Raw genomic sequence first — 13,889 nt, forward strand, 5'->3', positions numbered from 1 at the left:
TGCCTGATCGGGTCATGACAGGCAAAGGTCAAAGTACCGACAAACAGCCCAGCGGTTAATTGGGGTTGCCGACAACGGCAATATCGACCGACTGGCCAAACTGAACCATCGCGTTTGCCGATGGCTTCTGGGAGACAACCGTGCCGGGGACCAGAAGATCAGAGTTTTCATAACTGATCTTCCCCAACAATAGGCCGTCTCTGACAATAACACTTCTTGCCTGATCGACCGACATACCGAGCACATCGGGCACGATGACAAGCCGCATACCTGTCGGCTCCTGCTCGAGTTTGCCGACAATGAACGACACCTGGCTGCCGGACTTGAGCACCACATCGGGCGGTATGGACTGGCTGAGCACCCTGCCGTCCTGATCGGAATCGGAAACAACCTGCGTCTGGACCTCGGCGACGACCATTCCAAGCCGTTCGAGTTCCGTGCGCGCTTCCGCTTCAGTACGACCGACCAGATCCGGAACGGGATAGCTGGGCTTGTCCAAACGGTTAAGCACCAGAGTGATACTGCGTCCCGGCTTGACTATCGAACCGGGCTCGGGCACCTGATCGATGACCCGATCTGGAGGGACATCGGGCAAATAGCGCACATTATAACTCTTCATTGCATTCAAACCCGCCTTGCGCAATTCCCAGTTGGCAGCCTCATAGGTCATGTTCGTGACATTCGGAACAGTGGTCTGCGAGCCGCTTTCAGTATAGTACGGCAACAGGAATCTATCGACGGCGACAATGGCGATAATAAACAGGAACAGAAATATCAGTACTTTTTTCATCTTGGCTGACCGGTCTGAAAATGCTGGATTGGCGTTGGTTGATTCAGTGCTGCCGCTTCATGACGAAATCGACAAGGAGCTGGAGGGAGCGTTTGGCATCGCTTTCGGGAAAACGGGCGAGCGACTCGACCGCTTTTGCGGCAAAGCCTTCGGCAACCTCGGCGGCGTAATCCAGCCCGCCCTTGCGGGTGACGAACTCGATCACTTCGCCGCTCCTGACCGAACGCTTCCGGGAGCTTTTCAGGATCGACTTGATCTTGTTCTGCTCCGATTTGTCCGATTGACGAAGAGCGTAGATCAGCGGAAGAGTAATCTTGCGATCCTTGATATCGATGCCGAGCTGCTTGCCGGTTTTTTTGGAGTCCCCGGTATAGTCGAGCAAGTCGTCCCTGATCTGGAAAGCGAGGCCGAGAAATTCGCCATAGCTTTTCAGGTTGGCGATCTTGTCTTCGGAGTCGGTGGAGCTGGCCGCGCCGATGGCGCACGAGGTAGCAATGAGCGAGCCGGTTTTGTCGGCAATGACACTCAGGTAATCCTCCTCGGTGATATCAAGGCTTCTGGTTTTCTGGATCTGGAGAATCTCCCCCTCGCTCATGCGGCGAACCGCCTCCGATACCAGATGCAGCGACCGGTAATCCTTGTTTTCGAGGGAGTAGAGCAGACCCTTGGAGAGCAGATAGTCACCGATCAGCACTGATATCTTGTTTTTCCACAGAGCGTTGATCGAGGGAATGCCTCGGCGCATTTCGGCGCCGTCCACCACGTCGTCGTGAATCAGCGTAGCCGAGTGCAGCAGCTCCACCATGATCGCCCCACGATAGGTGACGTCGTGAACACCGCCGCACGCCTTGGCCGCAAGAATCACCAGCGTCGGCCTGATCTGCTTGCCCTGCTGCCGGAGCACATAGCGCGTAACCTTGTCAACCAGGCTGTTGCTTGAATGAAGCACCGTTTTGTAGCGCTCCTGGAACTGTTTCAGCTCTTCCGTAACGGAAGATGTTACCACATTGATATCCACCACCTGATCCTCTGTGCTTGGGTGTGCACCGTCAATTGCCCGGCGCGATTGCGCTTACGTTCAAAACCGTGAGAAGTTATCGATATTTCCATGATTGAGCAAATCGGCATCCCATGCCCCTCCTTTACAGCTCTTTCAGGCGAAGATTTACAGCTAAAAAAACATTTGCGCACAAGAACGATCTTTGTTACTATGAAACGGATTACAGGCTCTCAAGGCACCCAACGCCACACATTGCCCGGCATCCTCCTGAATTTTTCCGAAACCCTGGCCGCACCTCGCAAAGCGACCCGGCTCCGTACTTCGACATGAGCAACGAAAACGAACCAACCATACCGCCAGCGGACGGCAAAGGGACCGGCGCGGAGACCGGAAATGATCAAGAGCCAGCCCTTCCAGCTGTACCCGAAAAGGAAGAACAGGAGGAGTTGAAAAACGAGAAAAGTCTGGATTTTCCTGAAGACGACTTCAAAGCGCCGGAAAAGGCCCCAAGCGAAATAGCGGATTCAACCACCCAGGTTAAAACAGAAACGGCAGCGCCGGAAGAGGGGGCCGAACCGGAAGAAGGCATGAGCTTCCTCGATCATCTCGAAGAGCTTCGCTGGAGGCTCATCAGGGCTGTTATCGCATTTGCTGTAGCGGCCATCGTTACCGCATTCTTTTCAGACTTCCTCGTCAACCAGGTACTCATCAGACCACTAAAAGAGAGTGGCCCGAACATTCATCTGCAGAACCTTGTACCCTACGGCCAGATTTCACTCTACCTGCAAGTGATTGTTTTTGCGGCATTCGTGCTCGCGTTCCCCTTTCTGGTCTGGCAGATATGGCAATTCGTCGAACCCGGCCTGCATGAAACTGAAAAAGCAGCCAGCCGTTTTATCATTTTCTTCATTTCGATCTGCTTCTTCTCGGGCATCGCTTTCGGTTACTTTGTCTTCCTGCCAATCTCACTGAAATTCTTTGCGGGATTCGGCTCCGAACTCATCGCCAACAACATCGCCGTCCAGGACTACATCAGTTTCTTCATGGGCACCCTGCTGACAACCGGTCTGGTCTTCGAGCTCCCCTTCATATCCTATGTGCTCTCGAAAATCGGTTTGCTGACCCCGGCCTTTATGCGCTTCTACCGTCGCCATGCGGTCGTAACATTGCTGGTCATCGCCGCCATCGTCACTCCGTCAACCGATATGGTCACGCAGGCAGTCATCGCCATTCCGATGATCGTGCTGTACGAAATCAGCATCTACATTTCAGCCGGTGTACAGAAAAAGCGCAACAAGAAGATGATGGAGGAAGGCGCGGCATGATCTGCGACGATGCCCGCCCGAACGTCGTGTTCGAGACCATCGAAAGTTCGTTACTGAAAGGCAATCCGCTTGGAGACCCATCTCTGCGCCACGTGCCGGTTTACCTGCCGCCATCCTACGACGGAACAGAACGCTTTCCGGTGATCTATCTGCTTGCGGGATTCGCCTCGACAGGCATGAGCTTTCTGAACTATGGTTTTGGTCGTCAGACCCTGCCGGAGATGATCGACGCGATGATCCGGCGCGGCGAGATGCCGAAAGTCATTGTCGTCATGCCGGACTGCATGACCCGCTACGGCGGATCGCAATATGTCGATTCAACGGCCACCGGGCCTTACGAGACCTATCTGACCAGGGAGCTGATCCCGCACATTGACCGCAAATTCCGCACGCTCACGGAAGCGACGCACCGGGCTGTCGTCGGTAAATCGTCGGGAGGATTCGGCGCACTGAGACTCGGTATGAGGCATCCGAAGCTGTTTGCGGCGGTGGGCTGCCACAGCGGCGACATGGATTTCGATCTCTGCTACCGCCCAAACTTCCCTGTTGCAGCACGCGCTCTCGAAAAATACGGCGGCAGCCTCCCAGCCTTTTTCACTCGCTGGGAATCGCTCGACAAAAAGCCGCGCGGTGAGTTCGCCCTGCTCGACATCATGGCGATGGCCGCCTGCTACTCCCCCAACCCTTCGCTACCGCCCCCCGGAAACATGAAGCTTCCCTTCGAGCAACACACCTGCCAGCTCGTTCCGGAGGTCTGGGAACAGTGGAAAAGCTTCGACCCGCTGACGATGCTCAACGAGGCAAAGTACCAGGATTCCCTCGGCTCGCTCCGAACGCTCTTTCTCGACTGCGGGTCGCAGGACGAGTACAACCTCCAGTTCGGCCACCGGCGCTTTTCGGCGAGGGCTACCGAAATCGGCATAGCGCACCGCTACGAAGAGTTCCCCGACACCCACACCGACACCTCCTACCGCTACCGGGCCTCACTGCCGCTCCTCGCCGAAGCGATTTCCGGGTGAAGAGGGTTTTATTACTCCGGCAACAAAAAATCGAAATCTTCTCTAAAAGAAGAGATTGGGCTAAAGCCCTGGCTTTTTTGTCTTATCCATAAACCCCGGACTAAAGTCCGGGGCAATTGTTTAAGAGTTTTATTTGCCGAAGTAATAACCCGACGAACATTCATTCTTACATTGCCGTTCTGTTGCCCCGGACTTCAGTCCGGGGAACGCAGGTAAAACAAAACCGAAAAGGGCTTTAGCCCAATCTCTCGCTGTGGCGGTTTTTGCGATCTATTGCTCTCATGAACCGTACTCTGAATCGACGATACTTTCAAGGCTCTGGTAGATCTGCTCGACCTGCGAGCGCAACTCGTCGAGGGTGCCGTCGTTGAAAATCACGTAGTGCGCCCGCTCGATAAGCTTCTCCTGCGGCCACTGCGCCTGCATCCGCTTGCGAGCCTCCTCGCGATCGAGACCACGAGCGACGACGCGAGCGAGCCGAAGACCGTCGTTTGCCGCCACCACGATGATGCGGTCGAGATCGCGATCCGCACCCGCCTCGAACAGAATGGCCGCCTCCTTGCAGAGAATCCGTTTGTCTTCACGGGCGCAACGCTTCACTTCGTTGACAAAGGCTTTACGGACCTTCGGATGGATAAGCCGATTGAGGGCAGCAAGCTTTTCCGGCTCGGAAAAGACAATCGCAGCAATGGCTTTGCGGTCAATGAGAAGTTTGCCTGATGCATCGCGCGAGTAGACATCCGGGCCAAAAAGTTTTTCAATCCCCCCGATTACCTCGGGATCCTCGACTTGCAGTTCTTTGGCAATCCGGTCAGCCTCGAACAGCTCGCATCCCATTTCGGCAAGCATGGCGCACACCGTGCTCTTGCCGCTCCCGATGCCGCCGGTCACCCCGACGAGCAATGGCAGTCGCTCCATCATTTACTCCTTTTTTGATCGAGGTTGCGACGCACCTCCAGCAACACTTTGCGCCAAAGCTCGGGATTGCGCGAATAAGCGTCCAGCCTCGCGTCAAAGGTTTTCTGGTCGAGTTTGTGCCGAACGAACAGTGTATCGAGTCCCGCCGGAGTCAGGTCGGTCAAGGGGGCCGCATTACCCTTGCCCGTCACTCCGGAACGGGCAAGATAATCGGCATAAAACGCAGCGAAATGAAGGTCGTCTGCGCTGAGCTTATCCTGGCGCTGCAAGCTGCAACCAGCCATAAGAAGCCCAAAGAGTGCGATGAAACACAAACGCCCAAACAGCGCAAGTCCCTTATGTATCAATGTAAAATTGAGATTCAACTGTCGTAAATTATTTTTTGCCCGCTGAAACTAACAAGGTCAGGAGCCGGGTTAAAGGGTTACTTTCTAACGTAGCCTGCATAACCATAAAAATCAATAGTCACATGGCATATCAGCAACCTGCTCTTCCTTACGCCGACAACGCGCTTGAACCGCACATCTCGGCCAATACCATTGGATTTCACTACGGCAAGCACCATGCAACCTACGTCAAAAACTACAACGGTCTTGTAGAAGGTACGCCGTATGACGCCATGAGCCTCGAAGAGGTTATTGTTCAGACAGCCAGCGACGCCTCAAAAGTCGGCGTATTCAACAATGGCGCGCAGGCATGGAACCACAGTTTCTACTGGAACTGCCTGACTCCGAACGGCGGCGGTGCACCAAGCGGCGAAATCGCTGCGAAGATCGTCAAGGATTTCGGCAGCGTGGACAAATTCAAGGAGGAGCTGAAGAACGCCGCCGCAACGCAGTTCGGAAGTGGCTGGGCCTGGCTGGTGCTCGATGGCGGCAAGCTCAAGGTAACCAAAACCGGCAACGCGCAGAACCCGATGACCTCCGGCCAGACGCCTCTCCTCTGCATCGACGTCTGGGAACACGCCTACTACCTCGATTACCAGAACCGCCGCCCCGACCACGTAGCCGCCGTAATCGAGAACCTGATCAACTGGGATTTTGTCAACAGCAATTACGCTGCAGCGAAATAACCCAACTCCTGGCTTAAACACTCTTGCAGAAAGGCTCCGTTTTCCGGGGCCTTTCTTGCTTTTCGTCAAATGCTGATGGAAGCTATGGATCGAATAATGAACCGTTCTCTCCACATTCAATTCATAATCCTTTTTAAAGCCACGGCAGCCGCTCCACTTCGTCGAGGTTGACCGTCTTCGCTTTGGCTGGCCATTTGAATGTGATGTTAAAATCGGGCGGATTGATGACCCGTTCATCATAGACTACCTTCAGGCTGCGCGACCCTTCCGGATCATTTTCCCGATAGAGGATCATGTCGATCTCTCGCGGCATCTTCAGCGACTCCTCCCCCTCTCTGCCCTGCTGTGACTGGTAGTTGGCAAAGTGGAATTCGATGCTCTTGCGTCCCGAATGATCGAAATATGTAACTCCAGCCAACTCCCTTGCCAGTGGATCGACCACAAGCTCTTTCGTACCGTTACCGGACTTCACGGTAAAACGAACCCGGCCATTGCCCTGCCTGACCGATACAATGTCGCTTGCCGGCTCAGGTATGTCGGCAATGCCGAAAAGCGTTTCGGTCATCCGGCCAAATCCCGCGTTGACGCCAATGATCTTGCCCATATTCTCGCCGTTGTTGCGTCCGACAAGCATCCGGTTGTTCAGCATGTCGTTCACAAAGAGCGAGTCCGGGCGAATCAGAAGATCGGCCACAGGCCATCCGAGTATGCCGGCAGTAACGATCATACGGGCATCTCTCGATTTCTGTATCTGAACCGTGCAGTAGGCCTTCGCCCTGCGCTTCGGCGTTTCAAGGTAGATATCCGCATAGCCATCCAGCGCCTTGACCGTGCTGGCGTTCGAAACCACCTCTTCATACAGCCCCTTCAGCTCAGGCGTCAGTTTCACCCGTTCAGCGGGCAACTCCGGCTCTCTGGTGACAGTTCTCATCTGCGAGCATCCCGCAATCACCAGAAATGCGGTCAGGCACAACCATTTCATCACCGTTTTCATCGACACTCCTCTTTTCATCATCACCTCGTTCATAACCAGTTAAACGCAACTCCGAAGCACCGTTCCCGGTGAATCTGAATCCCGGTCAAGGTTGATAGCTCCGAAATGTTATTTTAATCAAATGATTTCTCTGTCAAAACATGAAACCGGGAGTTTTCGATCCATGCACGCACTCTACCTCAAACCAAAAGAGCACCGGCGGCTGCTCGGTGGCCACCTGTGGGTTTTCAGCAACGAGCTTCGGGAGGTGCCGCGTGACATTGCCGCCGGAGAAACCGTTCAGCTCTTCACCCACGACGGACGCCTGCTCGGCGCGGGGTTCTTCAACCCCCAGTCGCTGATCGCCTTTCGCCTTCTGACGAGGGACGAAGAGCAGCCTGACCGCGACTTTTTCCGGCGTAAGCTGCTCGAAGCGCTGAAACTGCGCGAAAAAATCTACTCAGAAAGTGAAACCAACGCCTGGCGGCTTGTCCATGGCGAGTCGGATGGACTACCGGGGCTGGTGATCGATCGCTTCGACCGTGCCTTCGTGCTGCAATCATTTTCCGCCGGTATCGACCAGCACCTGCCGCTTTTCTGCGAACTGCTCCGGGAACTGTTCGATCCTAAAGCGATCGTGGTGAGAAACGAGTCGCCGCTCAGGGAGCTTGAGGGGCTGCCGCTCTACCGCGAAACCGTGCTCGGCGAAAGCAGCAACATGCACCAGGAGATCCGGGACAGCGGCATCAGCTACCGGGTCAACATCCTTGAAGGTCAGAAAACCGGTTTCTTCCTCGACCAGCGCGAAAACCGGCGCCATATCCGGAAATACGCCGCCGGTGCGGATGTACTTGACGTGTATACGAATGATGGAGGATTCGCGCTCAACGCCATGCATGCAGGTGCAAAATCAACCACCATGGTCGATATTTCCCAGGAGGCGTTACAACGCGCCGAGCAGAACGCCCGAATGAACGGGTTCGGAAACTTCTCGATCGTGGCCGCCGATGCATTTGAGACTCTCGGACGGCTCAGGCATGAAAACCACACTTTCGATCTGGTGGTCCTTGATCCGCCAAGCTTCACCAAAAGCCGCAAAACCGTGCCGACAGCCCTGAAGGCCTACACGAAGCTTAATCGTCTCGGCTTGCAGCTCGTCAGGAATGAGGGATATCTGGCGACAGCCTCCTGCTCGCACCATGTTTCCGAAGAGGATTTCCTCGCGGCCATTCACCTTGGAGCAATGCAGGCGGGCAAACATCTGCGGCTCATCAGCCGCGCCGCACAACCGCCGGACCATCCGGTGCTGCTCGCGATGCCCGAAACGAGCTATCTCAAATTCGCCTGTTTTTATGTGACAAACCTGTAGCTAACCTAAAAAAAGCGACTTAAGCGCTTATCTATAGACGCAATCTGTGACATGACCCATATAAAGCGGGAACAGCCCCGTAAAGAATTTTCGTCATTTCACCGAAAAACAATTATAAAATTTCAGCAAAATCCACAACAAAAGGCGAAAATACGTCACCGACTCAATAAAGTGAAGACCATTCGCAAAAAAATGATTTCCGTATTGCAAATTCACTTTTCTTATCTATATTTGTTACGAGTAGACTATATAATTGACGCCCGTTAATTCACATAGTTTACATGTGCAGCATGATGTAAAGGGGTACGTCATGCTGCTTTTTTTATGTGCTCCCGCCTTTTTTTACGTCACGAACGCTTTTGCCATATCATAAACCTCCTGCCATGAAGCGGCTCTCAGCTCTTCGATATGCCGGTTTGTGCTGTTTCCGAAACAGATGGTAAAAAGTCCTCTGCCTCGTAACTGCTCCACATTTTCCGGCGAGTCCTCGATGTAGATGTCCGCACCAACCTGCGTCTTCTCTTTTACGAAGCAGAGGTCCCAGTATGGAATACCGTGACTATCGAGCCAGTTAACCGTTTGCTGCACTGCCGCTGCATGAAAATAGTGGATAAAAAGCCGATGGGTGATGATGCGGATGCGGAAACCTTCATCCGAGAGCTGGCGCAGATATTTTCGCGCACCAGGGATCGCCTCCATGCTGCTGAACAGCTCCCGCTGAGTCACGGCGAAACGGTGCAGACTGTCGTATTGGCTTTGGTTCGTGATACCCCATTCGGAAAGCCCCCAGGAGACCTCTTCAGGAAGCTCATCAATCGGTCGTTCAAACCATTCAGAGGCGATCTGCCTCATGCGTCCGTAAAAATCGGCGCAAACCCCGTCGAGATCAACGCCAATAACGATACTGCTTTTTGACATGGTAGTGTTTTTTTGCAAATCAGCAGCTGCCCTGGAGAGCAAAACTCCCATAAGTCGTGTGAGTCCTGTACGACTTATGGGAGAAGACAGGAAAACGATTCAACAAGCCCCCGCAAGGCGCCTGCCATTCATAATTTTTTCCTCAGAACGCCCGGTCAAAAGCTCGCCGGTATTTCATCGTAATTTCGTGCTCTTCGCCGAGAAACCGGAAAATGGCGATACAGCCCTTGCGTGAACCATCGTCGTCGTAATAGCGGTTTTCCCGCAGAACCGAAATGAAACGTTCGAGCGCGCTGTCCATATCTCCATTCCGTAGGCTTTCGAGAGCCTTGCTATAAGTCTCGCGGCTCTCCCCCTCCGGAATTGCTGATGCGGGACGAACAAGCAACGCACCGAGAGTTCGGACAGACTCGCTCAGATCAGCGTAATCCGGCTCCGCTTCGAGCGTCTCGGCAAGCCTGAGCGCCTCTTCTGGACGTGAAAACAGAATCAGCCGGACCAGCATAGCAGCAGCTTTCCTGTTCTCCGGCTCTTTAGCCAAAACGCCCTCGAGCAGAGTGATTGCCACTGCGTCGTTGCCCGCCGCCATCTCGGCAGCGGCACGCGCCACATCCTCAGCCCAAGGACTTGGCAAGGCTTTGGCGAGCCACTGTTCAATCTGGTACTCCGGAAAGGCTCCAACGAACTCGTCGATAACCGCACCGTTTGAAAACAGCTTCACATTGGGAATGCTCCTTATGCCATATTCTGCTGAAATCTCGGGAAACTCTTCGGTATTGATCTTTACGAGAACCCATTTTCCGGCATGACGCTCAGCAAGTTTCTCAAGCACCGGAGCGAGAATGCGGCATGGCCCGCACCACTGCGCCCAGAAATCCACAAGAACCGGAACGGTTTTGCTTTGTTCGATGACATCGTTCTGAAAATCAAAAGGAGTATTGCTCTGCATTAATCGTGTAGTTTTATCGTTAGATTCCGGCTATACGCAGTTGTGCCGGAAAAAGGCGAAAAAATCAACTGTATTCTTATGAAACGCTTTTCAGGTTAAAAAACCGTTCCGATGAAACTCGTACCTGAAAACCCTGCAAAAGAGTTCAGCACTCTCCTGGAAAAAAGCTGATCCTGGAAGATCAGCCTTGCTGTTTGAGTTCGTTAGAGACTTTCTTCAGATAATCTGAAGCCTCTTCGAGATGCCTGAGCGCCTGGCGGATTTCGTAATCGTCATCAGCATCGACTCTGGCACGTTCAAGACGCTTCCGGGCATCATCAATGGCATCAGAGGCGAGCTGGAGGGTTGAATGGACAGACATGACTTCTCCCCTTCTAATTGAGTGGTTAGAAAGAAAACCCCTTAATCTTTTTTAATGTAATAAAAGAGATACCGTCTCATGCAATTGTGCGCCATGCTCATTTTCGTTTAACTCTTTCGCGGCAAAACAAAACGCTGGGCCGCATCCAGATGTTCTCATTGAACAACCTGCATAGCTCTCTATCTTTTTGATAACGACTTATGAAAAAAACAGTTCAGACGTTTTTACTACTTTCGCTTTTCGCCTCGCCGGCGATCACATTGGCGGACAGTCCTTCTTGCGGCAGAATAGAGATACTTATCGACAACGTACGAAGCGAGGAAGGCATCGTAGGCGTAGCGTTATTCAATGCAAAAAAGGGATTCCCGGATAAAAGCGCGCTGGCTATCGAAGGGCGAAGTATTCCGGCTGGAAAACGTTGCAAGGTGATCTTCGAAAATGTTCCGTACGGCACTTACGCCATCAGCGTGCTTCACGATGAAAACGGCAACGGCAAAATGGATAAAGGATTCCTCGGCATCCCGAAAGAGGGATTCGGCACCTCGAACAACCCCGAAATCAAGATGGGACCGCCCTCTTTTTCCGACTCGCGCTTCGATCTCAAGAGCAAAGAAATGACGCTGAACATCGACATGAAGTACCTTCGCAAACCTGAAAATCAGGAACCGCAATGAAACCGGGATTTCCTGAAGAAGTTTGCCAGACATTCTTCATTCATGTAGTATTTACAGTCATTCCCACCTCTACGTATCATTCGAGAGAATCGGATAAGCCCCCAAAAACAATCCAAGTGATTATTTTATAAAAGCTTGGCACAAGATCACCCTTGACTTGGCACGGATATTGATGCAATAAACTCAGAGACCGAGTTATCATACCAAAAAACAGGACTAATTATGACCAATTTCAAGACCATACATGGCGAACTTCGCGGCGTTGAGTTCAGAACCCTCTATTCAAACGGCAAAACTGATGGTTGCCTTGTCAAGAAAGAGAACATTCTCAACACCCCATACGGCGATTTGATCCCGCAGTTCGAGGCCGAGGATATGGGGCGCCGCCAGCTCAAGCCGTTCTATTTTTACAAAAGCGGGGCTATCAAGTCGGTGCCGCTGCAATCGCAAACGCTTATTCGCACGCCGATTGGCGGCATTCCTGCCGAACTGGTCACCTTTTACGAATCGGGCGCTCTCAAACGGATATTCCCGCTCGACGGCAAGCTCAGCGGCTTCTGGACGGCAAAGAACGAGTTTGCGCTGGCCGAGGAGATCACCGTTGAGTCGCCACTTGGCAGTCTTCGGGCAAAGTTCATCGCCATACAATTCTACGAGAGTGGTGCGCTGAAAAGCCTCACCTTGTGGCCAGGCGAGTTTTTGACCCTCTCGACACCAGCCGGTCAGATCAGGGTGCGTACTGGCATCGCATTCTACGAAAACGGCGCAATCCGCTCGCTCGAACCGGCGGGAGTAGTGAAGGTCGAAACCCCGGTCGGCACGATGACCGCGTACGACAACAATCCGCAGGGTGTCCATGGTGACCTCAATTCGCTGGAGTTCAACCAGGACGGCGGCGTCATGGCGCTCAAAACGGTATCGGAAGAGGTCGTGATTACCGACCAGCTTGGCGAAGAGCACCTGTTCCGCCCCTGGCTCAAGGACAACCCGTGCGGCGCGGAGCGCAAGGTGGTGGTGCCGCTGAAGGTGCGCTTCAGCGAAGGCAGGATCATCATTGACGACCGTCACGAGTCGTTCAACATGGCGCAGTGCCGGGTGGAGATCAGGCCGTTCGACCGCAAAGCTGGTGATCCTGCCTACTCCTGCGCAGGCTGATATTAGCAGTTTTCGAAGAGCATACGGGCGGCATGACTGCCGGCGACCCAGCCGGTGGAGAATGCTGCTTGCAGGTTGAAGCCGCCGACCTCCCCTGCGTAATCGAGCAGCTCGCCGCAGCAGTAGAGTTTCGGATGAATTTTGGACTGCATGGTTTTCGGATCGATTTCCCCCAGCGAAACACCGCCTGCCGACACCTCTGCCCGGTCGAGCGGCACTTTGCGCACTGCACCGAGTGTGAGCCGCTTGAGCGCCGAGACGAGACCTAGCCGCTGCGCTTTCGTCAGGCTGCTCATCGTCACCTCCCGGTTGATTCCCGCCTGCCGCATGATTTCGTCGGCGAAGGCGTTGGGAATGGTTTCCGCTGCTGACGAGTCGGATGGCGCATCGAGGCGCTCCGGCGCGAGCGGGCAACGCTGCAAAAAGGTGCGCACCTGACGAGTGCCGTGGCGGGCCGCCTCTTCGAGAATAAAGGCCGAGAGCTTGCCTTCGTCGTGACCGGGAAAGAGATCGGCTGAAATCGTGACCTTCTTGCCGGATGCGAGAAAACCGGCGACCGACCGTGAAAGCGACAGGCACGCTGGCCCCGAAATTCCGCGATGGCTGATGAGCACGTCGCCCCGGCGCGAGTCGGACGCGCCATCCGCGCTCGCCACCAGCAGAATGTTGCGCAGCGTGACGCCGACCAGTTCCGGCTTCGGCGGCACGGTAAAATAGTTCGGCGCAAGCGCGGGCAACACCGGCGCAATCGAGTGGCCCACGGAGGCGGCCAGCCGGTTGCCATCGCCCGTCGTTCCGGCAGAACCCCACGAAGCACCGCCCGTCGCCAGAATCACCGCATCGGCCTCGAACCGCCGCTCCCCCGCGTGAAGGATAAAACCAGAACTGCCACATTCGACCCGCTCCACCCTCGCGCCGGTAACAAGCGTGACGGTGCTCTCTTCGACCATGCGCCGCAAGAGGTCGAGCACCTCGCCCGCCCTGCCGGAAACCGGAAACACCCGCCCATCCGCCCGCACTTCGGTTTTCAGGCCATACCGCCCAAACAGCACCAGCAGATCGGCGTTGCTGAACGTGTGAATGGCGTGGCGCAGAAACCGCTGCTCGCTCTTTTTGAGAAATCCCTTTTCGAGCAGGCTTTTGACGTCGGCGTCATGCGTAAGGTTGCAGTGCCCACCGCCGGAGATGGCAATCTTGTTACCTGGCTTCGGATTGCGTTCGAGCAGCACAATGCGGAGCCGCTCATCGACAACGCTGAGTTCGCGCGCGGCGCGCCGCGCTGAAATGGCGGCAAGCATCCCGGAGGCTCCGGCTCCAGCAATGAGAAGTGTTGACGTTGTGTTGCTCATTTGAGGCTTTGCATGGT

At 54.3% G+C, this 13,889-nt stretch carries 16 protein-coding genes; 7 read left to right on the forward strand and 9 right to left on the reverse strand.

The window, feature by feature from the left end; genetic code table 11:
* Positions 1–55 precede the first annotated feature (55 nt).
* Together NY406_RS05095 and NY406_RS05100 are read right to left on the reverse strand one after the other, a co-directional pair.
* Positions 56–790, reverse strand: coding sequence for a PASTA domain-containing protein (locus NY406_RS05095; RefSeq protein ID WP_260633650.1), 735 nt, complete (start codon positions 788–790; stop codon positions 56–58).
* A 43-nt stretch (positions 791–833) separates the two neighbouring features.
* A complete protein-coding gene (locus NY406_RS05100; RefSeq protein WP_260633750.1) occupies positions 834–1,808 on the reverse strand; it encodes a polyprenyl synthetase family protein in 975 nt (324 codons plus the stop codon).
* A gap of 90 nt (positions 1,809–1,898) precedes the next feature.
* On the opposite strand from NY406_RS05100, the gene NY406_RS05105 reads away from it, so the two are divergent.
* The 3 genes from NY406_RS05105 to NY406_RS05115 are packed head-to-tail and all read left to right on the forward strand — an operon-like array spanning position 1,899 to position 4,134.
* Positions 1,899–2,120: a hypothetical protein gene (locus NY406_RS05105; RefSeq protein WP_260633651.1), complete on the forward strand. Its 222-nt coding sequence runs from the start codon at positions 1,899–1,901 to the stop codon at positions 2,118–2,120.
* The gene (gene tatC / locus NY406_RS05110) at positions 2,117–3,115 is read left to right on the forward strand and encodes a twin-arginine translocase subunit TatC (RefSeq protein ID WP_260633652.1); all 999 of its coding nucleotides are present in this window, start codon (positions 2,117–2,119) and stop codon (positions 3,113–3,115) included. Before NY406_RS05105 ends, tatC begins: the two co-directional genes overlap by 4 nt.
* The gene (locus NY406_RS05115; protein WP_260633653.1) at positions 3,112–4,134 is read left to right on the forward strand and encodes an alpha/beta hydrolase; all 1,023 of its coding nucleotides are present in this window, start codon (positions 3,112–3,114) and stop codon (positions 4,132–4,134) included. Before tatC ends, NY406_RS05115 begins: the two co-directional genes overlap by 4 nt.
* A gap of 279 nt (positions 4,135–4,413) precedes the next feature.
* On the opposite strand, the gene coaE is transcribed toward NY406_RS05115, so the two are convergent.
* On the reverse strand, positions 4,414–5,055 hold the full coding sequence (gene coaE, locus NY406_RS05120; protein WP_260633654.1) for a dephospho-CoA kinase: 642 nt from the start codon (positions 5,053–5,055) through the stop codon (positions 4,414–4,416).
* Positions 5,052–5,417: a hypothetical protein gene (locus NY406_RS05125; RefSeq protein WP_260633655.1), complete on the reverse strand. Its 366-nt coding sequence runs from the start codon at positions 5,415–5,417 to the stop codon at positions 5,052–5,054. Before NY406_RS05125 ends, coaE begins: the two co-directional genes overlap by 4 nt.
* 104 nt (positions 5,418–5,521) lie before the next feature.
* Between NY406_RS05125 and NY406_RS05130 the strand changes: the two genes are divergently transcribed.
* Positions 5,522–6,124 (forward strand): superoxide dismutase, encoded by a 603-nt coding sequence (locus tag NY406_RS05130; protein WP_260633656.1) that lies wholly within the window; start codon positions 5,522–5,524, stop codon positions 6,122–6,124.
* 133 nt (positions 6,125–6,257) lie between these two features.
* Here NY406_RS05130 and NY406_RS05135 read toward each other — a convergent pair whose 3' ends face one another.
* Positions 6,258–7,139: a DUF4292 domain-containing protein gene (locus NY406_RS05135; RefSeq protein ID WP_260633657.1), complete on the reverse strand. Its 882-nt coding sequence runs from the start codon at positions 7,137–7,139 to the stop codon at positions 6,258–6,260.
* 142 nt (positions 7,140–7,281) lie between these two features.
* On the opposite strand from NY406_RS05135, the gene NY406_RS05140 reads away from it, so the two are divergent.
* The gene (locus NY406_RS05140) at positions 7,282–8,466 is read left to right on the forward strand and encodes a class I SAM-dependent rRNA methyltransferase (protein WP_260633658.1); all 1,185 of its coding nucleotides are present in this window, start codon (positions 7,282–7,284) and stop codon (positions 8,464–8,466) included.
* A 342-nt stretch (positions 8,467–8,808) separates the two neighbouring features.
* Here the strand turns inward: NY406_RS05140 and NY406_RS05145 are convergent, their stop codons facing one another.
* The 3 genes from NY406_RS05145 to NY406_RS05155 all read right to left on the reverse strand — a co-directional run bounded on the left by NY406_RS05145 (position 8,809) and on the right by NY406_RS05155 (position 10,694).
* Positions 8,809–9,384, reverse strand: a complete 576-nt coding sequence (locus NY406_RS05145; RefSeq protein ID WP_260633659.1) for a 5' nucleotidase, NT5C type — start codon at positions 9,382–9,384, stop codon at positions 8,809–8,811.
* A gap of 142 nt (positions 9,385–9,526) precedes the next feature.
* The gene (trxA, locus tag NY406_RS05150; protein WP_260633660.1) at positions 9,527–10,333 is read right to left on the reverse strand and encodes a thioredoxin; all 807 of its coding nucleotides are present in this window, start codon (positions 10,331–10,333) and stop codon (positions 9,527–9,529) included.
* Between the two features lie 181 nt (positions 10,334–10,514).
* Complete coding sequence (locus tag NY406_RS05155; protein ID WP_260633661.1) at positions 10,515–10,694, reverse strand: hypothetical protein; 180 nt, start codon at positions 10,692–10,694, stop codon at positions 10,515–10,517.
* Positions 10,695–10,894: 200 nt separating this feature from the next.
* Here NY406_RS05155 and NY406_RS05160 point away from each other — a divergent pair, with 200 nt between their 5' ends.
* Both NY406_RS05160 and NY406_RS05165 read left to right on the forward strand, forming a co-directional pair.
* Positions 10,895–11,368, forward strand: coding sequence for a DUF2141 domain-containing protein (locus NY406_RS05160; RefSeq protein ID WP_260633662.1), 474 nt, complete (start codon positions 10,895–10,897; stop codon positions 11,366–11,368).
* 222 nt (positions 11,369–11,590) lie between these two features.
* Positions 11,591–12,523 (forward strand): hypothetical protein, encoded by a 933-nt coding sequence (locus tag NY406_RS05165; protein ID WP_260633663.1) that lies wholly within the window; start codon positions 11,591–11,593, stop codon positions 12,521–12,523.
* Positions 12,524–12,525: 2 nt separating this feature from the next.
* Here the strand turns inward: NY406_RS05165 and NY406_RS05170 are convergent, their stop codons facing one another.
* The gene (locus tag NY406_RS05170) at positions 12,526–13,872 is read right to left on the reverse strand and encodes an NAD(P)/FAD-dependent oxidoreductase (protein ID WP_260633664.1); all 1,347 of its coding nucleotides are present in this window, start codon (positions 13,870–13,872) and stop codon (positions 12,526–12,528) included.
* Positions 13,873–13,889: the final 17 nt, after the last annotated feature.

This window comes from Chlorobaculum sp. MV4-Y (assembly GCF_025244685.1).
In the GTDB taxonomy this organism is placed as follows: domain Bacteria; phylum Bacteroidota; class Chlorobiia; order Chlorobiales; family Chlorobiaceae; genus Chlorobaculum.